Origin of the sequence: Carnobacterium maltaromaticum DSM 20342 (assembly GCF_000744945.1) — a bacterium.
Lineage (GTDB): Bacteria > Bacillota > Bacilli > Lactobacillales > Carnobacteriaceae > Carnobacterium > Carnobacterium maltaromaticum.
Genome location: NZ_JQMX01000001.1, coordinates 2,136,506 through 2,160,160 on the forward strand (window position 1 = coordinate 2,136,506; position 23,655 = coordinate 2,160,160).

At 35.7% G+C, this 23,655-nt stretch carries 15 protein-coding genes; 2 read left to right on the top strand and 13 right to left on the bottom strand.

The features are described from left to right. Positions 1 to 185 precede the first annotated feature (185 nt). The 7 genes from BR77_RS10020 to guaB all read right to left on the bottom strand — a co-directional run bounded on the left by BR77_RS10020 (position 186) and on the right by guaB (position 10,028). Positions 186 to 4,007 (bottom strand): hypothetical protein, encoded by a 3,822-nt coding sequence (locus tag BR77_RS10020; protein ID WP_080732547.1) that lies wholly within the window; start codon positions 4,005 to 4,007, stop codon positions 186 to 188. Positions 4,008 to 4,117: 110 nt separating this feature from the next. After that, on the bottom strand, positions 4,118 to 5,182 hold the full coding sequence (locus BR77_RS10025; RefSeq protein ID WP_015075260.1) for a WxLIP family cell surface protein: 1,065 nt from the start codon (positions 5,180 to 5,182) through the stop codon (positions 4,118 to 4,120). A gap of 84 nt (positions 5,183 to 5,266) precedes the next feature. Continuing rightward, entirely contained in the window at positions 5,267 to 5,965 is a 699-nt protein-coding gene (locus tag BR77_RS10030) for a WxL domain-containing protein (RefSeq protein ID WP_015075259.1), read from the bottom strand. Between the two features lie 35 nt (positions 5,966 to 6,000). After that, positions 6,001 to 6,657, bottom strand: a complete 657-nt coding sequence (locus BR77_RS10035; RefSeq protein WP_035064803.1) for a WxL domain-containing protein — start codon at positions 6,655 to 6,657, stop codon at positions 6,001 to 6,003. A gap of 27 nt (positions 6,658 to 6,684) precedes the next feature. Continuing rightward, positions 6,685 to 7,662, bottom strand: coding sequence for a WxL domain-containing protein (locus tag BR77_RS10040; RefSeq protein ID WP_016356295.1), 978 nt, complete (start codon positions 7,660 to 7,662; stop codon positions 6,685 to 6,687). Positions 7,663 to 7,698: 36 nt separating this feature from the next. Further along, positions 7,699 to 7,914 carry a hypothetical protein gene (locus tag BR77_RS10045; RefSeq protein ID WP_010050003.1) on the bottom strand — a complete coding sequence of 72 codons (216 nt, stop codon included), beginning with the start codon at positions 7,912 to 7,914 and terminating at the stop codon, positions 7,699 to 7,701. A 632-nt stretch (positions 7,915 to 8,546) separates the two neighbouring features. Beyond that, positions 8,547 to 10,028 (bottom strand): IMP dehydrogenase, encoded by a 1,482-nt coding sequence (gene guaB, locus BR77_RS10050; RefSeq protein WP_010050001.1) that lies wholly within the window; start codon positions 10,026 to 10,028, stop codon positions 8,547 to 8,549. Between the two features lie 760 nt (positions 10,029 to 10,788). Here guaB and allW point away from each other — a divergent pair. After that, a complete protein-coding gene (allW, locus tag BR77_RS10055) occupies positions 10,789 to 12,255 on the top strand; it encodes an allantoin permease (RefSeq protein WP_010050000.1) in 1,467 nt (488 codons plus the stop codon). A 40-nt stretch (positions 12,256 to 12,295) separates the two neighbouring features. After that, positions 12,296 to 13,663, top strand: coding sequence for an allantoinase AllB (allB, locus tag BR77_RS10060; RefSeq protein ID WP_015075255.1), 1,368 nt, complete (start codon positions 12,296 to 12,298; stop codon positions 13,661 to 13,663). 45 nt (positions 13,664 to 13,708) lie between these two features. On the opposite strand, the gene BR77_RS10065 is transcribed toward allB, so the two are convergent. From BR77_RS10065 to BR77_RS10090, 6 genes are all read right to left on the bottom strand, one after another. Further along, the gene (locus BR77_RS10065) at positions 13,709 to 14,026 is read right to left on the bottom strand and encodes a PTS sugar transporter subunit IIB (RefSeq protein WP_015075254.1); all 318 of its coding nucleotides are present in this window, start codon (positions 14,024 to 14,026) and stop codon (positions 13,709 to 13,711) included. Positions 14,027 to 14,055: 29 nt separating this feature from the next. Next, positions 14,056 to 15,486, bottom strand: a complete 1,431-nt coding sequence (locus BR77_RS10070; RefSeq protein ID WP_035064809.1) for a 6-phospho-beta-glucosidase — start codon at positions 15,484 to 15,486, stop codon at positions 14,056 to 14,058. Positions 15,487 to 15,530: 44 nt separating this feature from the next. Continuing rightward, positions 15,531 to 16,829, bottom strand: coding sequence for a PTS sugar transporter subunit IIC (locus tag BR77_RS10075; RefSeq protein ID WP_015075252.1), 1,299 nt, complete (start codon positions 16,827 to 16,829; stop codon positions 15,531 to 15,533). A 295-nt stretch (positions 16,830 to 17,124) separates the two neighbouring features. Next, on the bottom strand, positions 17,125 to 17,868 hold the full coding sequence (locus BR77_RS10080; protein ID WP_015075251.1) for a MurR/RpiR family transcriptional regulator: 744 nt from the start codon (positions 17,866 to 17,868) through the stop codon (positions 17,125 to 17,127). Between the two features lie 167 nt (positions 17,869 to 18,035). Further along, entirely contained in the window at positions 18,036 to 19,097 is a 1,062-nt protein-coding gene (locus BR77_RS10085) for a GGDEF domain-containing protein (protein WP_015075250.1), read from the bottom strand. Between the two features lie 247 nt (positions 19,098 to 19,344). After that, positions 19,345 to 23,358: a 5'-nucleotidase C-terminal domain-containing protein gene (locus tag BR77_RS10090; RefSeq protein WP_015075249.1), complete on the bottom strand. Its 4,014-nt coding sequence runs from the start codon at positions 23,356 to 23,358 to the stop codon at positions 19,345 to 19,347. Positions 23,359 to 23,655 lie beyond the last annotated feature (297 nt).

The following is a 23,655-nucleotide window of genomic DNA, read 5'->3' on the forward strand; positions in this document are numbered from 1 at the left end:
TAGACGATTTATCAAAAATCTGCTACCCAAGTAGACAACTAGTCTCATTTAATAATAAATCAAACAATTGTGACCTAAATATGGCTGTCGATTATAGGTAACTCCTTTTCATTTGTAATTTCAACTAAAAAAAGAAAGAAAACTTAGCAACGCTACTTGCTAAGTTTCTTTCTTACTAGTTATAGTTACGGTGCATCAGATAACAACCAGGTAACCTCACCTTGATAGCTTCCAACTTTGGCATCTGGGCTGACTTTTAATAAAAGTCCTGCTGTTTCTGCCCATTGAATCGTTGGGAAAGTTTCGCTTCCTGTTGCGATTTTTTGACTTGTTCCATTAATAACAACATCTTGTGTTTGGCTCTTTTTCAAAACCAATGCACTTCTTAATTTTTCTTTTGTCTGATCTTCAAATGGATTAGCACTGGCAAACAGCGACCAATTTGAACCAATTGTATTCTCTATTTCAATTTTCCAATCAGAGTGCATACGCTCCACATAGGGCGTTTTTTGACTTAACTTCGTTGTTTTGTAATCCAACTTTTTCGGTAACTCTTTAAATTTAAGTTCACCACCAACAGCTAACTGGCTAGCTTTTTGTAAACTAGCTCCTGAGTCCACTCGTGTTCCTTTAAAAGTAGCACTATAATTTCCAAATACTGGTTCAATCCCATTTGTAATGAGTTCAACTGGAATTTCAGTACCATCTTCCATATTCCATGCTTTAGGTTCGACCTTTTGATAGACCAAATCATCTAAAGTTCCCTCTTCAGCACTTTGGCGAACATCAACTAACTCAAAAGAGGTATTCTTGGCATCCAATATGAGGTTATCTACCTCATTAAATACAGTACTTTCGGGATTATAAACATTCACTGGAATTCTTTCTGTAATTTCTTTTTGCTTTCCATCAGTTAACGTTGCCTCTATCCATTGAAAACCTATTACGGAGGAATCTAGTGATAAAGGTTTTTTTAAGGTAACGTCCGTACCTTTAACCTCTTTAAATAAGGTGTTTATATCATTGCTAATCGCTTCACCAATTTTAACCTTTTGAATGTTTGGTTCACCACTTAGTTCAGTAATGGTTAATTCAAATTTTTGGGCGACTGAACGAGTCCCATACTCATCAATGCCAATAATAGAAACTGTATGAATTCCTGGAGAAAAGTCTTTTCCTTCAATCGTTCCTTGGTAATTTTGGACGACATTATAAGGAATATTCGTGTAATCAGCTAATTGGATTAACGTTTTATCCTTGTCATCCATTTCCAAATACACACGGTAATTCATATTATCTGCATCTGAAATAGTTCCATCAATGACTATTTTTTCATCTTGATACATGGAAGCTTTTTTTTGATTCAATGTCACTTGAGGTGCTGCAAGTACACCGTATTTTAAAATTTGTTTGAATGAAACACTCTCATTACTCCCAACATTTACACCTGGATTTTTCATTGAAACACCTGAATCGCCTAAATCAACGGGCTGGTTTTCTTTTAACTCCACCGGTGAAGGATACGAACTACCTCCAGCATCACGATATCGTTTCCCTGTTTCCCAACCAAGACCATCAGCGTTTTGCGTACTGTATTGTCCAAAATTTTGAGTTGAGTTGTAATATCCAGCTGCCCAGTTTGGCATTGTTTTTGTGTCAGGTATAATAGCCAAAGAAGATTGACCATACGTTAGATTAATACCTTCAAAATTATTAATCGGTGTAACGGGTACTGAATCTGATCCAACAAAGGTATCAACATATTGACTAATCCCAATTTTTTGCGTATCTACTCCCATATTCTGCACTTCATATGTTATTTCAACAGCATTATTCCCTAACAATCGTTGAATTAGATTAATTTTATACCGACCTAAATAATAAAATGTACGTCTTAGAGAATTGGTTTCTTTATGAATGCTATAAGCAGATTCTACCACGTTCTTCCATAAAAAACCTGAGCCAACTATATCTGATGTACTGACTGGGAATACACCATTTATAATTAAATTCGCTTCAATAGAAGTACTAAACATCCATTTACTCCCATCATAGGTGTACCACCATGCCCCATTGTTCCATTCAATCTTATAGCCGTTATTTGAAATCACATCGCTTTTTGTTCCATATTCCCAGCCATCTTTTAATGGTTCATCTGTGGTGTAAACAACAATTTTTTTTTCAAGAATTTTATTTGTATCTTTCCTTGTTGCTCGAATCGTTGCACTATAACTTCCAAATTTCGGCTTCACATCATGCGAGAAGACTGTTACAATAGATTCTTCCCCATTTTCAGTTTGCCAAGCTTTGGCTTCACTTTGTTGTAGAATCAATTCCGTTAAACGATTTTCTTGGTTCGCTTTAGTTATCTCTTCTGATGTAAGTCCTATATTTTTTACGTCCAAAACAATCTTATCTACATCATTAAATATCGTCGTTTTATCATCATAAACCGCTACAGGTACTTTATATACCTCTTCTTTTAAATTCGAATCTATCAAGATTGCCTCTACCCACTTGAATCCAACTGTAGTAGAATCTACCTCAGAAACCGATTTAAGTTTGGTTCCATTTCCGACAATATTTTTAAATAATTTTGTTATATCTGTTTGAATCTTTCCACCAATTTTTACTTTTTGAATTAATGGTACTCCACTTACTTCCTTGATTGTAAAAGACATCGTTTTAGCTTCTGATCGAGCACCATACTCGTCAATCCCAACAATAGATACTGTATGACTGCCTTTCGTAAAATGTTTCCCTTCAATTGCTACTTGATAATCTTGTGTTTTTTGATAAGGTACATTTGTAAAGTCTTTTAATGGAATTAATGTTTTATCCGTATCATCCATTTCTAGATACAAGCGATAGTTATGGTTATTGACATCGGAAATGGTTCCCGTGATATCAAAACTTTCGCTAGTATACATAGAACCCATTTTTTGATCTACCGTGAGAGCCGGTGGAACCATTCCACCAAACTTTATAATTTGCTTAAAGATAGTGGATTCACCAGGTGCAACTAGAACCCCTGGATTTTTCATAACTGCTTCTGAATCACCTATATCCATGGGTTGATTTTCTTTTAACTCAATAGATGAATCGGGTTGTCTTTTTCCAGTTTCCCAGCCAATCCCAGCTACCGTTTTTGGACTATATCCATTGAAACTTTTCAAACCACCGTATCTTCCTGTTGACCAGTTTGGCATTGTTTCTGCATCTGGCATCATAGCTAATGAATTTGTCTCTGTCACATTCAATCCTTTGAAATCAATAAGCACTCGTATTGGAGAGGAATCTAAAATATCGACATATTGACTAATACCAATTTTTTGAGTCTCACTATTTTTATTTGTGACTTGGTAACTGATTTCCACTGATCCATCGTCCAATAATTGTTGAATAATATCAATCTGATACGTTTTATATGGGAAGCTTCTCTTCAACATATTCGCTGATACATGAATAGAGTAAACAGATTCATTTTTACTTCCCCACAAGAAACCCGAATTTTTATTTTCAGATGTTCCAGCTAAAAAACTTCCATTTACAATCAAAGCAGCTTCTATGGATGTACCATATAGCCAGCTATTATTATTATAGGTATACCACCAAGATCCACCATTATTCCAACTGATTTTATTGCCATTTTTTTCAATAGTATTCGTTGCAGCACCAACTTCCCAACCACTATCGCTCATTCCTCTGAGTATATTTTCTGCTTGTTGGGGCTGTAGTAGTTCCTCTTGTGACTCAGTAAGTGAGTTGGTTTCTATGCTATTTTCTTCACTACTATTTTCTTCACTACTATTTTCTTCACTACTGCTATCTAAGTTTACTTCGTGGGTATTGATTTCAGAACTACTAGTACTAATACCTTCACTAGTTTCTTCATCCATCTCTGCAAATATACGTCCTTTTAAAAACTCGTAATTTGCATAAACAGTCCCACAAATTAAAATGAGTGAAAAAAGAAGCACTACTATTTTTTTATTTTTTTTCAGCATTTTGATTCTCCTTTCTTATAGGGTAAATATGACTCATTCTATTCTCTTCTAGTTTTATTACTTGGTCTGCTTGTCGGTTCTGAACTACTTTTTCTTTTTCTTAATTCCTGTTACTTTTTACGCTTTCTTTGCTTCATTAAACGTGCACGCTTTTCTGCCGCTTTTTTCTTTTGATGACGGTAAATAAAGAATCCGATTACTAGAATAAGAAAGATCGTTATTCCTGCAACCACTGAAATAATCAAAATCCAGTTCGGTTCTGTTTTTTCTAATTCAACAGCTTCTTTGTTTAAGTCGGTTGAATCTTTTGCAGATATAGTAAACTCTTTATCAAACTCCCATTTGTCTTCTCCAGATTGGGCAATGAGTTTCAACCTATAGGTACCTGCATCTAAGCTTTGATTATCCCAATTTATAGGGAAATCAAAATTCGAATTAGGTGCCATTGAAAGACCTTTTTTATCGGTTTCATGAAGCACTTTTTCACTACCCTTTTTCATCACTTTTGCATTGATAGATACGTCTTTCATAATCGTTGCTTCTGTATTTTGTAGATTTGCTGTAACCGCTGTTCGGTAATTTAATAATACTGGTTTAATATCATTTAATTCCATGACTGGCTTGACTTCATTGGTGTTTTCACGTAGTTGAAGTCCAATGACATAAGAATATTTATTTTTGATTTGCACATCTTTTTCTTTATCTTTGGTATTTGAGTCGTCTTCTTTTTTAGAAATATAAAATCCACCTAAAATCAACCCGTCAAATTCTTTTTCGGGCATTTGAATAGTGAACGGCACTTCTTTCGTTTCTTTCGGTTCTAATGTCACTTCCTGTGCTTTCGAAATAATAGATGTCACCGGATTTTTCAGCGTGGAATCCACTTTTTCATCTGCCTTACTATAATCAATCACCCCATTTTGGTTGGTCATCGCTACATTTGGAGAAATAAGAATCGTGGCTTTCTCATCGCTAGAATTACTGACAGTTAAAGTAATGTCTTGTCTTTGATTTGGCTCCATTTTTAAATCGAAATAAGTAAGTGTTTTGTTGATTTGGTTTTCTGGTATGTTTGCTTTAACAGAATAAGCCATCGTTTCTGCAGCTTCTCCTATCATTGGCATATGTTGGAGCCCGATTAGACAGACAACGAGTATCGAAATTATTTTTTTCATCTTATTGTGTTCCCCTTTTCCTAACTAGAATAGAAAGGACCATTGAACAATCGGTCCTCCCTATCGAATTTTAAATTTACTACTTTATTTTGGTGCGTCTGCTAATTCCCATGTAATAGAAGACGTATATTCTGTATTCGCTTCTGGTGTGCCAGCAACCACATTTAATTGAACTGCTTCATTGGCTTGATCTGTTCCTGACCAGACAGTTACCCATGTCCCACGTCCACCTTTATCCATCGCATTCATAAATGGTTTACTATCTGTATTATCAAATAAAACATCTGATTTAGTTGGGGCTACAGAAATATTGCTTGAACTTCCTGCTTTGACAACACCATCTTTAAAGGCTAACGTTGCACCTCTCAACACTTTATTTCCGCTTTTAAATTCGCTCATTTTAGCTGATAAGTGCCAGCCTTCTCCTGCTCCTCGTAAATCCGTTACTTGGATAAATGGGTTGGCATTCTTCGCTTTATAAGCAATGTCTTTCCCTGTAATTTTATGTTCACCAAATTTGATATTAGAAACATAATCAATTGATAATGGGCCTGTTTGTCCCGTACCTGCATTTTCTGGATCTGTTTCGTCAATTGGGTTTGGCACATTAGGATTATCTGGATTGGTTGGATCAACTGGTGGAGTTACTACCCCCTCACCAGCAGTAAAATTAATTTTGTTCTCTGATGTATGTGTACTTGATACTTCTGCTTGGACTTTTGCTCCTCCAAAAGCGAATGAAGCCAAAGCGAATGTTGTAATTATTAATGAGCTTTTTTTCATTTTTCTCTACCATCCTTTTCATTTCTCTGATCTATTTAAGGTGCATCTTCCAATGACCACGTTATGGTCGAAACATAACTCGCTACTTTATTCCCTGCAGGAACTGCTAAAGTAACTTTTTCTCCATTTCCTTCAAAGGCATTACTCCAACTTGAACGACCCTGTGTGGTTGTCGCGCTCATGATGCTCGTTGCTGTTGGCGATAAATTCACTTTAAATGCAGATGGAGTTAAAAGAGGGTCCACACCTTGTGCTGTTGTTAATTTACCTTCTGGAATCGTCATAACAGCACCTTTTAAGGTTAATGATTTATCTGCCGTTTCAAAAGCTGTTGCACTAACTTTTAAATTCCAACCTAAATCTTGTCCACGAGAATCCGTTACTTGTAAACCTAGCTTCGTGCCTTCAACTGGTGTTGCTTCAAGTGGAGCTTTTGCTTCAGAGCCTAATTTTTTAGTTGGAAAATTAAAGCTAGAAACCGAATCTAAACTTAATGGGCCTTTATTTAATGTTGGAGGTTGAATTTCTGGATCTAACAGCTCCGGAACCGTTGTATCGTCGCCTGCTTGTAATTCAAAATTTGCTTTCGAAGAACCTGCACTTGCCTCAGCTGCCTCAACAGATTGACTTCCTAAAATGGCAACACTCATTAACACACTCAAACCTAGTATAGAATACTTATTTATTTTCATTTTTATTTCCCCTTTGATTGTTATTTTTTATTTAGGCGCATCCATTAATGTCCATGTAACTGTCGACATATATTCGCCTTTTTTGTTTCCAGCAGGAACAGTTAGCTTGATTTCATCTTTATCAAAAAAGTTTGTCCATGTTCCAGCACCGCTGCCAGTTTTTGCATTCATGAAAGTAGCAGGCGCATCATTAACTTCGACCGCATACAATTCTGGTGCTAGTGAAACATTTCCTACATCTTTTAATGTACCTACTGGCAATACTAATTTTGCGCCTTTTAATGTTTTAGTTGCATCAGTTTGGTCTACAAAAGCCGTTTGAGATACTTGAACATTCCACCCCGCTTCTTCTCCACGCTTATCCGTTACTTGAACATTGGGTTTATCTACAACAGAAGTGTAAACTTGTTCTTTCCCTTCTAACTTATGTGAGCTAAATAGCAACGGAACAACATGATCAATCGTTAAAATCCCTTCATTTCCAGTCTCGCCTGATGGATCTGTTGGGTCTGTTGGGTCTGTCTTTCCTGTGTCCGAATCTCCTGGAGTTAAATTAATGTATCCATGAGATGTACCGCCTTTACCATCTTCACTACCTGTAACCACATCTTGTGGTGCAGCAGTTGACGTACTTGCTCCTAGCAACATACCGCTCCCAATCAAACCTAACATTGTCATTGTTTTTAATTTCATTTTTCTTCCTCCTCGTTTTGTCCTTAATTTTTCAACTGCTATTGCAGCTCCTAAAAAAACCAACCCTGTTATAAGTAAATTTCCATCTGCAGTTTCTCCCGTTTGTGGCAATTTTGAGCTCGTTCTATCGACCCCCGTATTAGGCAAATCTTTATTTTTTGGAAGAGAAGTATTTCCTGCTTCCATATCTTCTTTTTCAGTAAAAGAAATACCTGCTTGACTAGTAGCTGTATTGGCAAAACTTGTTACTGTAAAAGAAAAAAAACAAAATAAACTAACCCCCCACAATAGAACGTGCTTTATTGTCTTCATCTTCGTCACCCCCTCTCCGATCAAGGAACATATATTTTATCTAGATTGCTTCAAAGCTAACCCAGCATCCCACTCTTCAATTGATAAAACTCGATTTACATTGTGAAATTTACTTTTAATAATCGCACAAATCTGATCATGTTCTATATGATTCTCTTGTAAGAACAGTAATTTTCTTATTTGGACATCCTCATTTGTTATAAAAATGACATAAAATGAATACATATCCATCCAAAAATCTTCTATCTTCATTGTTTAGCCCCCTTACTTAACTTTTAACTCGCTATGAAGTTAAATCAGATCTATAAAAGAATGATTCTATTGAAATAATTATTACTTTTACATAATCTATTCTAATCTACTTGACAAAGCTCCCTCATCCCAAAAATTGATTAGCACTTCCTCATTTTTTGAAATAAAATTAACCTCATACTATAATTACTGTCTTTTTTTACATAAATATTTAATTTTTTTTTGTTAAATCTCTGGTTTTTCATCTAATTTTACTGGTTAACTATGTCGGTTAACATCACCAAGGACTAATTTTCCCCTTCTTGATTCTGATAACTATTTTTAATTTTTTACTATATATATATTGCATTAATTGGAATTCTAGTTAGTGTTGGTTATAAAAGTACACATAAAAGAATAACTTACTTTAAATCTGCTAACCGAAAAATGCTTAGTGAATAATCATTTTTAGGTATCGCACTTTAAAATTCACCTGTTTTTAGAAACTAAATCTAATTTTTCCACTCTAATTTGTGAACTAAATATGGCTTTTATTTGAACTCGTCCAGTTTTCATTCTAAAATTTAAACAAAATAAAAAAACAGTTCGCTAAATCTTAACGATTTAGTGAACTGCTTTTAGCTTTTACTATTTTATTGTAATGAATAGTTTGGTGCTTCTTTAGTAATTTGTACATCATGTGGGTGAGATTCACGTAAACCTGCACCACTCATACGGATAAATTGTGCATCATCACGTAGATATTTCAAATCAGCTGCTCCAACATAGCCCATTCCGGCTTTTAGACCACCGATCATTTGGAAAATAATGTCACTAACGCCACCTTTATAGGCAACTCGACCTTCAATTCCTTCTGGGACTAATTTGTTAGCTTCATTTGTGCCACCTTGGAAATAACGATCGCTTGAGCCTTTTTCCATTGCGCCTAAACTACCCATACCACGGTATGTTTTGAAACGACGGCCTTGGAAAATTTCAAATTCGCCTGGTGATTCGTCTGTTCCAGCCAACATACTACCTAACATAACAGCATGTCCACCGGCAGCAATTGCCTTAACGATATCACCAGAATATTTAATTCCACCATCTGCAATAATCGTACGTCCATATTCACGAGCCACTTCAGCAGCATCATAAATAGCTGTTAGTTGAGGAACCCCAACTCCGGCAACAACCCGAGTCGTACAAATTGAACCAGGCCCAATTCCAACTTTAACCACATCTACACCAACATCATAAAGAGCACGAGTTGCTTCGCCTGTTGCTACGTTTCCAGCGATTAATGTTGCTTCTGGGAAATGTTCACGAATTTCTTTGATTTTACGAATCACACCTGCACTATGTCCATGAGCAGTATCAATGATAATTGCATCTGCACCAGCGTCTAATAGCGCTTCTGCGCGTTCAAAGGTATCTGTTGTTACTCCAACAGCTGCAGCAACTAACAAGCGACCATGCTCATCTTTAGCGGCATTAGGGAACTCGATAACTTTTTCAATATCTTTAATTGTAATCAGACCACTTAAACGTCCTTCAGCGTCAACAATTGGTAATTTTTCAATTTTATGTTTTTGTAATGTTTTTTCAGCATCTTTTAAAGATGTTCCAACTGGAGCTGTCACAAGTTGATCTTTAGTCATAACTTCATCAATTTTAATACTGTAATCTGTTACAAAGCGTAAATCGCGGTTGGTTAAAATACCTACTAGAATTCGATCTTCCATATTATTGACAATTGGAACTCCACTAATACGGTAACGGCCCATCAATTCTTCTGCATCTGAAACTAAATGATCAGGAGTTAAAAAGAATGGATCAATAATAACGCCACTTTCAGAACGTTTTACTTTTCTAACTTCGTCAGCTTGTTGTTTTGTACTCATATTTTTATGAATAACACCTAAACCACCTTGACGCGCCATTGCAATCGCCATTTTTGAATCTGTGACTGTATCCATACTCGCACTCATCAAGGGAATATTTAGTGTAATATTTTTAGCCAATTTGACACTCATGTCAACATCGTTTGGTAGCACATGACTTTCAGCAGGGACCAATAAAACATCATCAAAAGTGTAGCCCTCTTTAGCAAATTTCGTTTCCCAGTTAGACATTTCTCACAACCACTCCTTCAGTTTTTTTCATTAATTTGAATAAGATTTTAATTACAAAATTAACAGAGAATTAGCCATCCGTCAAGCCTATACGCTTATGAATTCTCTTACAATTGAAAAAAACTGAAAAGAAGGCTAATTTATGTCTTTTTTATGAAAAAACAATGAGAAAAAACTATTTCTACTATAGTATTAAAAATACTGGCCAGGTTAATTTTTAGCTTCTTAATTTTATTAGTTTAAAGAAATTTTCTTTGGTTGATAAATTTCTGACTTCTATTTTTTACATGGAAAATAGGAACTAATCCTTTACAAATTTATGGAACAAAAATGGTGGTTACCTTGCTAGTTTTTTAAAGGATTACTTCTTAACTCTATTAGCTGATTTTTTTCATCATTAAAAAATTGTCCTTATCATCCTAAAAAAGGATAAACAGCTTGGTTTTTATCTATTATAACTAAAAAAGAAAACTTACTTTAGCCACATTGTATAAAGAATTCTCGTGCTAGACCCGATAAAATTAAATTAACATTTGAGAATAGTGAGTTTTTCAATTGCTTCTTTAAAAAAGCTTCTCCCATTTTCTAATTATAATAAAAAAATTATGGTTTTATTAAATATTGTAAGCGCTTTTGTTCGTGAATATCTTGAGCGCGTAATTGAAATTACTGATTCTTAACACATCTTGTTTAAACCCTTTGATTTTCACAGACTTTATAAAGATAACTAAAATCTTACTATTAGGAGGTACAGTCAAAAATGGCAGAAAAAGATGTTTTTGCCCACGAGGCAGATATCGAAAAGTACAAAGAGAGAGGCTATAACGACGATCTTTTACCTAAAACAAAAGACCGGCGTAATATGAATGCAAAAAATTATTTTACTTTGTGGATGGGTTCGGTGCATAATATTCCTAACTACACAGCTGTTGGAGGCTTTCTATTTCTTGGATTATCACCCATCAACGTGATCCTAGCTTTGATTATTAGCTCAATGGCGGTTGCGGCTTTTATGGTTTATAACGGTCGCGCTGGTTCTAAGTACGGAATTCCCTTTGCCATGCATTTACGTTCAACATATGGTGATTTAGGGGCTAAACTACCTGGTTTCCTAAGAGGATGTGTCGCCGCTATTGCTTGGTTTGGCTTACAAAATTATGCAGGTTCATTGGCATTATTAATTCTTATTGGAAAAATTTGGCCTAGTTTTCTAACATTAGGTGGAGATTTCAACTTTTTCGGTTTAAGCTTACCTGGTTTGATTGCTTTTACCATTTTCTGGGCAGCAAATTTATTAATTGGAATTGGTGGCGGCGGAGCGTTAAATAAGTTTACAGCTATTTTAAATCCTTTAATTTATGTTGTTTTTGGTGGTATGGCGATTTGGGCAATCAAGGTTGGTGGTGGTATTGGACCGATTCTTGCCTTTACACCAAGTGGCGCTGATGTTCAGAATAATGCCCCACTCTTCGTTTATTTAATTATTATCACGTCAGTTTTATCCGTATGGGCAGCTCCTGGTGCTAGTGTCTCTGACTTTACGCAAAATGCGACATCAACACGAGCTCAAACAATTGGACAAACAGCTAGTTTTCTAGTCGCCTATATCATTTTTGCTTTCTCTAGTGTAGCGATTTTAATTGGTGGTTCGATTCATTACGGTGTCCAAGAGTGGAACGTCTTGGAAATAGTTGAAAAATGGGATAGTTTACCAGCTATTTGCTTAGCTATGTTAGTCTTCTTATTAACGACTATTTCAACAAATGCGACAGGAAATATTATTCCAGCAGCTTACCAATTATCAGCACTCTTCCCTAAAACGATTAATTACAAGAAAGGCGTCATTATTGCTTCTGTCATTAGTTATTTGATTATGCCTTGGAAATTAATGGAAAATGCGAATAGCATTTTCGCTTTCTTAAATATCATTGGAGCTGTTTTAGGGCCAGTTGCGGGTGTCATGTTAGCTCATTTCTATTTTGTTAAAAAGCAAAAAATTGATTTAAATGCGTTATATATGGATACAAAAGCTGACAATAGTCAAAATCCTTACCGTGGTATCAATAAAGGAGCCTATGTGGCAACTATTGTCGCATTACTTGTTTCGATTAGCGGTCAATTTATTCCAGCACTACAAGTTATCTCAAGTTTATCTTGGCTGATTGGCTTTGGTTTAGCCTTTATTCTTTATTTAGTGCTTAAAAAATTCATACCCGAAAAAGTATAAATTAGCTTTGCTAAAATAAAAATTTTTAGGAGGAAAACAAATGAGTTATGATTTATTAATCAAGAATGGCCTAGTAATTTTAGAAAATGAGGCTATTGAAACGGATGTAGCTATCAAAGATGGGAAGATTGCAGCAATTGGAAATGATTTAAGTGCAGCTTCGGAAACAATTGATGCGACAGGATTAATTGTTAGTCCCGGAATGGTCGATGCTCATGTGCATATTACAGATCCTGGTGGCGGCTATCGCGACCAATGGGAAGGGTATTTAACAGGTACAAAAGCTTGTGCCAAAGGTGGCGTAACTTCATTTATGGAAATGCCTTTGAATCAAGTCCCTGCAACAGTTGATGGGAAATCTTTACAAATTAAATACGATGCTGGTAAGAATAAATTAACTTCAGATGTTGGCTCATTTGGTGGTCTTGTTCCTTTTAATTTAGAGTATGGCATTGAAGAGCTAAATGATGGAGGCGTCGCAGCCTATAAATGCTTTATGGCAACTTGTGGAGATCGTAGCATTGATGGTGACTTTATGAATGTCGACGATTACTCTCTCTATGAAGGCATGAAACATATAGCTAAAACTGGAAAAGTTCTTGCAATCCATGCAGAGAATGCTGCGATTACAGATAAATTAGGGGAATTAGCCTATAAAAATGGGGAAACGACTTTGGCAGCATACGTTGCTACTCGTCCCGTCTTTACAGAAGTTGAACCAATTAAACGAGCGATTTTATTTGCTAAAGAAACGGGTTGCCGTATTCATATTTGTCATGTGGCTTGTCCAGAAGGCGTGGATGAAATTACCAAAGCACGGAATGAAGGTGTAGATGTGACCTGCGAAACTTGTACCCATTATTTATACTTTGATACTTCCGAGTTAGATGCCATTGGACCAGTTGTAAAATGTTCTCCGCCAATTCGTGACAAAGAAAATCAAAATGGCATGTGGGAAAAAGTTTTAGCAGGTGAAATTGCATTTGTAACTTCTGATCATTCTCCTTGTACACCTGATTTAAAAGCGACAGATAATGCTTTTGAAGCTTGGGGAGGTATCTCTGGTGTCCAAAACAATGTGGATGTTTTATTTGATGAAGGCGTTCAAAAACGTGGGATGTCCTTAACTCAATTCGCTGATATCATTGCTACAGCTCCCGCTAAACGCTATGATTTAGATGCTAAAGGTAGTATTTCAATTGGGAAAGATGCTGATTTCGTGTTAATCAAACCCAATGCACCTTACACGTTAAAAGCTGAAGATTTAGAATACAAAAATAAAATTAGTCCTTACATCGGTCGTGAAATTGGGGCTCAAGTAGCTCAAACAATTTTACGAGGTATTTCTATTTATAGTCAAGAAACTGGTGTGACAGAAGCGCATCCAGGAGAGTTCATTCTAAAATAAAAAGTAAGACTAAGTAGAGAAATTATTCTACTTAGTCTTATTTTTTTATCCTAACATTGCCAATGCCGTTGCTAAAACTTTATCACCTTTCATCATGCCATAATCTGCCATATCAATGACTGCCACAGGAATGCCTTTGGGCTCTAATTTTTTCGTCATATCATCTTTCAAAAAACGAACTTGGGGTCCTAGCATCACAACATCAATGGGCTTCTTACTGATATTATCATCAACTTCTGTTGCAGATACGGCAAATATATCTGCATCAATGCCTTGGTTTTTAGCAGCTTCTAGCATTTTTTTAACTAGTAAACTTGTACTCATTCCTGCCGCACAGGCTAACATAATGGTTTTCTTTTCCATATCGTTCACTCCAATTCATTTAATAGAGACTACAATTGTTCTCCGTTTGTTGCAATGACTTGTTTGTACCAGTCAAAAGATTTCTTTTTACTACGCTTTAAGGTCCCTTGACCTTCGTTATCTTTATCGACATAAATAAATCCATAACGTTTTTTCATTTCGCCTGTTCCAGCTGAAACTAAATCTATACAACCCCATGGAGTATAGCCTAATAAGTCAATGCCATCTTCTTCCACGGCAGTTTTCATCGCTTCTATATGCGCTTTTAAATAATCAATCCGATAGTCATCATCAATTGTTCCATCAGAATTTAATTGATCAATTGCTCCAAAACCATTTTCGACAATGAATAACGGTAACTGATAGCGGTCATAGAACCAGTTCATCGCATAACGCAAACCAACTGGGTCAATTTGCCAACCCCAATCTGAAGCTTTTACATAGGGATTTCGAACTAAATCTTTTGACTCATCGTAGTCATATTGCGGATTATCAGATTTTGACTCCGTCGTAAAGGACATGTAGTAACTAAAACCTATATAATCAACACAGCCTTCTAATAGAAGCAATTTGTCTTCAACGGTAATGTCTAAGTTAAATCCTTTACGTTGAAAATACTTTTCCAAATACCCTGGATAATAGCCTCGAACGTGAACATCCGTAAACCAATAACGTTTATGCATGGCACTAACAGACATCATCATATCTTCTGGTTTGCAAGATAACGGATAAATCGGACACATGGCAATCATACAACCTATTTGAAAATCTGGGTTGATCTCATGTCCAATTTTCACCGCTAGTGCACTGGCCACTAATTCATAATGCGCTGCTTGATACATAATTTTTTCACGGTTTTCACCGGGTTGATAGGCGATTCCTGAATTTGTAAAAGGGGCAAAATCTTCGTTATAATTGGCTTGATTATTGATTTCATTAAATGTCATCCAATATTTTACTTTATCTTTGTAGCGAGTAAAACAAACTTCAGCAAACCGAACGAAGAAGTCAATCATTTCCCGATTGCGCCAACCACCATATTCTGTTACTAGATGATAGGGCATTTCAAAATGCGACAATGTAATAACTGGTTCAATCCCATATTTTAAACATTCGTCAAATAACTCATCATAAAATTTCAATCCTAATTCATTAGGTTCACTTTCATCGCCCTGAGGAAAAATTCGTGTCCAGGCGATTGAAGTACGAAAACATTTAAATCCCATTTCAGCAAATAACTTAATGTCTTCTTTATAGTGCGTATAAAAATCGATACCTTCATGATTTGGATAGTTTTTCCCCTGCAGAACACCATTTGTAATTTCACGAGGAACTCCATTAGCGCCAACTGTCATTACATCAGCGACACTAACACCTTTCCCACCTTTATTCCAGCCACCTTCTAATTGATGAGCAGCAACTGCACCACCCCATAAAAAATCTTTGCGTAAACTACTCATGCTATCAAATCCTTTACTTTTTTTGAGAAACTAATGAAGTTAAACTAGACAATTGGTTTTCCTTCTTCTACATCGATATTCATTGAATCAACTTTACGAATGAATGGTAGATAGATGAAGAATCCGATGACTAAAACAACTAATTGTAAAACAGCTGCACGCCAACCGCCAATTAATAAACCTGAAATAATTGGTGGAGTAGTCCAAGGAACTTGAACTGCAGTAAACAATGGAACTAAACCACTATACAGAGCAAAATAAGTTATTGTTGCTGAAACTACCGGTGTGGCGATAAAAGGAATAACCATTAAAGGATTCATCACAATTGGTGTTGCAAAGATAATCGGTTCGTTGATATTAAAAATAGCTGGTGCTAATGACATTTTACCGAGTTCTTTAAATTGAGCTGATTTGGCAAAAAACACCATGAAGACAACAATTCCAATTGTCATTCCTGCACCTGTTACAGTTAAAAATTGATCCATAAATTGTTGTGTCACAATATGTCCACCATTTGCTAAAGTCAACTCTTTACCAGAATCAATAATTTCTTGATTTTCTAAAGAGTTTGTTAATAATAATGAACCCATAATTCCACTGACAATTGTTGAACCATGAATCCCAAAGAACCATAAGAAAGGCACTAAGAAGGCAATCATTAAAGCTCCACCAAATGAATCGGTAATTCCTTGTAATGGTGTTTGAATGACTTGATAAATCCATTCAATCATCGTTAAGCTAAAGACTTTATCAAAGAAGATATAAACAAGTAATGAGCCTGTAATTAAAACAGCTGCTGGAATTAAGGCTGTGAATGAGTTCGCTACGTTTTCAGGGACACTTTCTGGTAATTTAATTCGAATATCACGTTTCATAAACCAAGAATATACAGAACCAACAACTAATCCAATAAGAATGGCACTGATCATACCTTTACCGCCAGTCCAATCTTTATTAATAATATTGCCGATTGTTACGCTAGTTTCTGGATCGGTAATACTTGAAGACATCGTTAAAATAAAGATTACTAAGGCAATCATTCCGGCGGCCATGCCTTCATATCCTTCACTTTTTACATAAGAATAGGCAATGCCTATTACTGCAAAAATAGCCATAATCGCAAATGATGCTCCATAAGCTTGGTTAAAATAAGCTCCATACCCTGAATCTGTCACCCATTTTGCCCATGATTCCACTGGTAAGTTAGCTAGCAAAAGAAAGACTGATCCGACAATTGTAAAGGGCATTGTGTAAAGCATCCCGTTTTTCAAAGCCACAATTGGTTTAACATTTACAAATTTTAAAATTTGAGGTATTAATTTCGTATTGACCCAATTTCCCATTAATAAAACTTCCCTTCTTGAGATCCGATTGATTCTTAATAAGTGCTATTTTGTGGTTTCAATAACCACTTTTAGTAAAACGTTTCCATTTTCATGTAAACTAAGTTTTTTTATGCTAACCTATTACGCTCATGATCGTAATAAGTTCCTTCTTACAAGTAAAATATAACTTAAAACAAGCTTAAAGAAAACCCTTTCAACGCTTAAAGAGAAATGTTTCATCAAAAAAAACAAGTTTCTTCTTTTTGGATAAAATCCCCAGAAAAAACTTGTTAAAATAACAAAAATTAAATTTTTAGCGCACTAATAGTTCTTGCTCAGCTCTATGTGCTAAAATTTCAATTAAGCTGACTACAGGAATTTGTGTGGTTAAATTCACTGCTGAATCATACTGACGAGCGTGCTCATCTGGCATATAATAAGAAATATTCAAGTCTGCGATTTTAGCCAAAGTAGAGGATTCTGCATTTGTAATACTGAGTATTTTTGCACCTGATTTTTTCAGATCAATGACTTGCCCCACTACTTCTGTTGTCTCTCCTGATACAGAAAGTGCAATAATTAAACTATTTTCAACGCCTTTACTCGGAGCTGGCAAAAAAGGATCATTAATAGAATAAGAATTAATCGCAACATTCGAAAAATAACGTTGCCCATAAGCCCCTAAAATACCACTCGTACCAATCCCTAGAAATACAACTCTTTCAGCATCACAAATTAATTTTGTTGCTTGTTTTAAGGCTTCTTCAAAGCTAGCTTCTGTAATTTTCTTAAAAAAAGAAGCTACTTGAAAACTCGGATCATACAGTTGCTCAATCACTGAATCGCCTGTTTCTTCTTTTAATTTATACTTCAACTCTGAAAAACCCTCACAATTCATTTTGGAACAAAAACGTAAAATAGTTGATGTTGAGACATGGCTTTTTTCAGATAATTCACGGATAGTCATTTTTTGGACAGCTTTAACATTTTCAATAATGTAGTGATAGACAGTCAGTTCTAACCCACTTAATTTTTTAATTTGCTCATAGTTAAACATATTCTCAGTCCCCCAGTAAAATTGATTATTCTTTATACCCCCTGATTCTTTTCTAGTATACTAGAATTTAAGATAACATGAAACTGCTTTAAAACAGATTAAAAAAAGCCGAAAAAAATTAATCCTTCGACTTTTCAGTATAGAATGAAATTAAAATATCTACTATTTTAGCCTGAAATCTTACTATGCTTGTCTTCGTATAAATTCACATCTGCTTCTTTATACATTTCCTCAATTGAAAGAAATTTTTTATTTTTCATCGTATGACTGGATCCAATAGAAACTCTTATTTTAGTTGACTCAGTTTCGTTTACTTTCACCTCATTAAATAGAATATCTTGCTTAACTATTTTAATTAAATCAGCTATTTCTTGCCTTGCATAGCTCCCTTTAATTAGAATAGCAAACTCATCACCGCCTATTCGGTATGGAATAGCATGTTGAATTGTAGTATTCGATAATGTAGTTGCTACTTGCCTCAAAACTCGGTCGCCAACATCGTGTCCAAATGTATCATTCACATTCTTAAATTTATCAATGTCTAAAAGTAGTAAAATATATTCTTCTTTTTTTTCATGATAGTCCATGATTATTTTATCGAAAGAGTACCGATTCGATATGTTCGTTAAATGATCAATTTTTGATAATTCTTCTAACATTTGAGCGTTATTTTTATTTTTTTGAATCTCTTTCGCAAAACCGTAGGCTATAATGGTTCCAAGTGCCGTATATACCCAAACTAATAACAAAATAAATACTCGGTTTTTTTCAATCACATTTATATAAAAATTAACAGATATTAGACTCATTACTATCCCATAAATAACCCATAATCTATTTTGAATTGACTTATTTTTTATTGTTAAATCAACAAAATATAACACTATTCCTAAAATAAAATACGTAGCTGCAGTATTTTGGGCTACTTGTGAAACAGAGATAAAGAGCCTTGCAACTCCAATCAATACTGAGGCTACAAGACCTGGAAGCCCTCCCAAGAAAGTCGTTACTATAATAATAGGAACGGTTCTAAGATCAATAATCACATCTCCTAAAAGCCGAATTGAAAAATTCATTAAAATAACCCCAATACTTGCAGCAAATAAACCATACAACAGTCTTATGAGGACTGATGGATTTTTTTCATTTGGTAGGCCATAGCCTTTAGAAGATAAATAAATGGCACTAATTATAATTGCTAAATTTGCTATAATTTCTTTAATCATCATTACATTCCTCCAAAAAAAGGTGTTCCTTTTGATTGAAACATCCTTACTTTGTTATTATAGCCTTAAAACCATCTATCTACTATAGCTTATATATAAAATAATCGTCACCAACTTTATAAGCTAGCAACTATTCTTTTTTTATTATGATGTGCTTAATCCAACGTATTAGTGGAAGAAAAAAACCAGCTCCATACAGAACTGGTTTAATCTCTATACATACCTTGCAAAACTAATCTTCAAGACTTTTTCAGCTTACTTTTTTTCTTCGTGTAACATAGCTAGCTGCACCACCAACAACAATCAGCACAAATCCACTAAAGAACCATGAAAACTCTGATTCACCAGTTGCTGGGAAATTCGTCGTAGGTTTCTTGCCATTAGTAGCCTGACTACCGCCTGTTCCAGTATTTGTTCCTGTATTGGTCCCAACATTTCCTGAACCCGTTCCAGTTCCACCTGACCCATTTCCGCTACCTTGACCTTCTTCGCCAACTCCGCCATTGCCTTCGCCAGGCTTACCTGGTTCGACAGGTTTACCAGGTTCAACAGGTTTTTCCATTTTATTGAAATCAGCTTCAGTCATTGAAATAATTCGTTCTCCTGGTAATTCTTTCGCATACTTCGATAGATCAACGACTTTTTCAGCTGCACGAACAAGTCTTAGTTGACTAGCCTCACGCAAGTAGTCAATCACAATTTCATCCATTGATGGACCTTCTTCACGGCTGCCACCAAGCATTGTGAAACCATCTCCACCTGCCGCCAAGAAATCATTGGTTGTTACATAATACGTTTTATCGCGTTTTAAGTCTTCATATTTTCCAGTAGTTTCATTTAATATTTTCACACGTAAAATACGTTCTCCAGCTGTACTTGCTTCTGGATTAGCTCCTTTTTTATTGGAATCGTAGTAGACTTTAATGGACTCTGAAGTTTGTAAGAAGCCACCATTTGCACCTAATGCTGGTAAGCCATTCTCATCTAAAATCACCTGACCGGCTTCATCCATTTTTGGTAATGAACGTAATGAATGTTCAAACATGGCATAGACTTGGTCACCTGTTGCCGCAACTTGAGAAATAATATTCCCAAATGGTAACACAGAAATAACGTCGCCTTTCGTCACTTTTCCAGCTGGAATATTGGCGCGAATCCCGCCTCCGTTAATCACAGCAAAGTCAGATTTATTTGCAAAGCCAGTTTGTCCATAATCAGATAAAGCATCACTGATTAAATTACCTAAGTTGGTTTCACGCGCTCGCACATTGTCTCGCTCACCATTTAATAAATAAGGATTATTCTCCATGATGACTTCGGAAGTACCTTCTTTAAAATTGGCTTCAGCTTGATCAACGATAGCTTTCACAGCAGCATCTTCTTCTAAGTCTGCTAAACTACTTGCAGAAGCAAGGGAAGCTTTAATAGCAACTGGATCACTAAATTTCGCTTCAATTAACCCAACATTATTCAAATGATTTCCCGTTTGAGCCAACATAACTTTACCAAATTGTTTACCTGCTGGTAATTCTGAATGGGAATGACCATCAAGGACAACGATATTAGCATCAGCAAAATCAGGGTCTTCTGATAACGTTTTTGCCAAGGTATCGCCACGCCATTGGGTTGGTGTTGTTTCATCAATCCCTAAATGTGTTAAGAAAACATAGGCATCAGCTTGACCTTTAAGCTCAGCTAAAACAGCTTTAGCTTCTGGTATCGGGTCTTTAAAGGTTACACCTTTGACATTATTCGGATGAGTTTTTGTCGCTGTCTCTGGCGTTGTTAAGCCAATAATCGCATATTTTTTGCCATTTTTTTCAACAATTGTATATGGATCAAAAGAACGAACCCCATCTTTATAAATATTCGCTGAAACAATTGGGAAATTCAACTTTTCTTTATATTGCATCGCAACATCATAGCCAAAATCAAATTCATGATTCCCAACGGTCATAGCATCGTAGCCAACTTCATTCATGGCTTTTGCCATATCAAACCCTTTACTATAGTTTGAAATCGGCAAGCCTTGGAAGGCATCACCAGAATCAACCATTAAGGTTGGATTGACTTGTTTTTTATAGGTTTTAAGTTTTGCCAAACCAAGTGCATTATTTTTACTATCTGGCAACATGCGCCCATGCATATCATTTGTATGCATAATGGTTAATTTTTCTAGACTTGCTAATACGTCATCTGGAATTGCTCCGGCTGCAATTAGTTCATCTGCATTTAACGTTTTAACATTTGGTGTTCTGCCTGTATCTGAATCCACAATTTTAATTTGATCATTTGTACCTAATTTAATTTGTTCAATGATATAAGAACGGAGTGGATGCTCTAAATCAGCACCAATAATCTCCCAATTTTTTCCATTCTCTACTTCGGGATCAATTTCGCCTTTTTCAGCAATATAGTCCACAATCGAGCTTCTCAAGGTGATTGGATCAGATACGTAGTAAGGCTCTGCTGTAATAATTCCATCTAAAACCAAACCTTCATAACGATAATTGTTAATGGCTAATTTAAAGGTATCTGAATCTGCAACTGGCTTACCTTGATAAGTCAAATCAACAATTCTTGAGCCTGTTGGCTTCGAAATATCAATTTTGTAATTCACACCTGTAAACATATCATAGTTATATACGCGAATTTTTTCATTAAAACCAATTGTGACATCGCCTTTTTTATATTGATTGTAATAATTCGCTTGGCTTTCCATGTAACGTTTCAGCTGATCGCCTTTAATTTCAACACCAATCAAAGTATTTGGGTATTTGTAAATATCAAAGACATCCGCAAAGGTAATTGGGCCAGCATCTAGATGGCTATTTGCTTTAAATAAAGCACCCGCTGCGATATCTGCTCCAGTCACTTTCATTTGCACATTATTAATTAAAGAAATCATAGCTGTTGGTTGCAATTGTGCCTCTGGAATCCCAGGAATTTCAGCTTCTGGTAAGAAGTCTGCTTTAGCTGTTCCAATAGGATCTTGGATAAATTCGACTACAGTTTCATGAGCATCTTGAGTCAACTCTTTGACAGCTGGATCAGCGATTTTATTAGCTGTTTGTAGAACTTCAACACTGCTCCCAGTCACTTCCCATTTCGTATCAGGTTTGTTCAGCTCAAGCTCAATTTTAACGACACCAGTACCTGTATCTTTAGCCGCTCCAACTGGTTTTTCTTTACCTGTATAATCCGCCATTTTTTGAGCAACTTCTTTATGATCGTGACCAATCACAAAGGCATCAATTTCAGGAACTTCTTTAATTACATTTTCTGCGGCAGCTTCTGGATCACTATTTTTCAAGCCTGCATGAATGGCTGCAACAATTACATCGACTTGTTCAACATCTTTTAAGATGCGTACTTGCTTTTTAGCTTCCTCACGTAAGGAACGAAATTCTAAACTTTCAACTTTAGCGCCATCCCACATGGGAACATGGGGAATTGTTAAGCCTAAAACACCAACTTTTACGCCCTTTACTTCTTTAATTTTATAGGCATCTACTAGGTTTGTTCCATCGGCTTTTTTATAAGTATTCGCTGATAGTAATGGGAAATTGGCATCATTTCTAATTTTTTCAATTAAACCTAAGCCAAAATTAAATTCGTGATTTCCTAATGACATTGAATCATACTGCATATAGTTCATCGCTTTAATCATCGGATGAGTCTGAGCTAACAATTCAGGCTTCACATTATATAAATCGTCTGTCAATAATGTCCCTTGAATATTGTCACCAGCATCCACTAAAATCGTATCTGGATCTATGGCACGTGTTTCGTTCACAATCGTGCTAATTTTAGCCAAACCGCCATCTTTAGGCGCAGAATCTTCATAAGACCAATCCCACAAACTGCCATGTACATCTGTTGTACCTAAAATCGTCAATTTACGCTCTTCGGGTTCTGGCGCTGTTGGTACTGGATCTGCTTCTGAAGTTAGAGGAGCTTGCTCTTTTTCAACGGGCGCCACTTCTTCTGGTACACTTGTTTCTTCTATTTTAGTAACATCTGAGGCTTTTTCGGGTGGTTCTTCAATCACAGGTGATTCGACAACCGGAGTTTCGGTATCCGCTTTCATTTCTGTTTGTTCGATGTTCTCTTCTAACACGACTTGCTCTTGATTCGCATCAGTTTGATTGAGACTCTCCACGGCCAAAGCAGCTGGAGCTACTCCTCCAAACAACAAAAATAAAACCGCAACAACATTAATCGATTTAAAAAGATGACGCTGAATGTGTTTCTTTTGCTTCATTTTTCTTCCTCCAATTTTTTATTCACACTCTTTTATAAAAATTAGCAGCTACCTCTCCCGTAGCAAATGAGTTAATTTTAAAAAATAAGTGTCTTTATTTATTTTAGCAGATTGGATGAAAAAGTCCATAAAAAATACTAATTTACCGATAAAATGTAAGCCTTTTCTCATAATGCAAATCAATGTTTCTGGATTACATCGGCTTCTTCTGATTGATGTATAGTTCTATAAAAGAGTTCTATAAAAGGATCACAGTCCATCTTCGATGGATGTGTATCATGTTTCTAAGTTGCTAAA

Excerpts from the sequence above, each read along its gene's own strand:
- BR77_RS10020 (WP_080732547.1), bottom strand. The coding sequence starts at position 4,007 with ATGCTGAAAAAAAATAAAAAAATAGTAGTGCTTCTTTTTTCACTCATT.
- BR77_RS10025 (WP_015075260.1), bottom strand. The coding sequence starts at position 5,182 with ATGAAAAAAATAATTTCGATACTCGTTGTCTGTCTAATCGGGCTCCAA.
- BR77_RS10030 (WP_015075259.1), bottom strand. The coding sequence starts at position 5,965 with ATGAAAAAAAGCTCATTAATAATTACAACATTCGCTTTGGCTTCATTC.
- BR77_RS10035 (WP_035064803.1), bottom strand. The coding sequence starts at position 6,657 with ATGAAAATAAATAAGTATTCTATACTAGGTTTGAGTGTGTTAATGAGT.
- BR77_RS10040 (WP_016356295.1), bottom strand. The coding sequence starts at position 7,662 with ATGAAGACAATAAAGCACGTTCTATTGTGGGGGGTTAGTTTATTTTGT.
- BR77_RS10045 (WP_010050003.1), bottom strand. The coding sequence starts at position 7,914 with ATGAAGATAGAAGATTTTTGGATGGATATGTATTCATTTTATGTCATT.
- guaB (WP_010050001.1), bottom strand. The coding sequence starts at position 10,028 with ATGTCTAACTGGGAAACGAAATTTGCTAAAGAGGGCTACACTTTTGAT.
- allW (WP_010050000.1), top strand. The coding sequence starts at position 10,789 with ATGGCAGAAAAAGATGTTTTTGCCCACGAGGCAGATATCGAAAAGTAC.
- allB (WP_015075255.1), top strand. The coding sequence starts at position 12,296 with ATGAGTTATGATTTATTAATCAAGAATGGCCTAGTAATTTTAGAAAAT.
- BR77_RS10065 (WP_015075254.1), bottom strand. The coding sequence starts at position 14,026 with ATGGAAAAGAAAACCATTATGTTAGCCTGTGCGGCAGGAATGAGTACA.
- BR77_RS10070 (WP_035064809.1), bottom strand. The coding sequence starts at position 15,486 with ATGAGTAGTTTACGCAAAGATTTTTTATGGGGTGGTGCAGTTGCTGCT.
- BR77_RS10075 (WP_015075252.1), bottom strand. The coding sequence starts at position 16,829 with ATGGGAAATTGGGTCAATACGAAATTAATACCTCAAATTTTAAAATTT.
- BR77_RS10080 (WP_015075251.1), bottom strand. The coding sequence starts at position 17,868 with ATGTTTAACTATGAGCAAATTAAAAAATTAAGTGGGTTAGAACTGACT.
- BR77_RS10085 (WP_015075250.1), bottom strand. The coding sequence starts at position 19,097 with ATGATGATTAAAGAAATTATAGCAAATTTAGCAATTATAATTAGTGCC.
- BR77_RS10090 (WP_015075249.1), bottom strand. The coding sequence starts at position 23,358 with ATGAAGCAAAAGAAACACATTCAGCGTCATCTTTTTAAATCGATTAAT.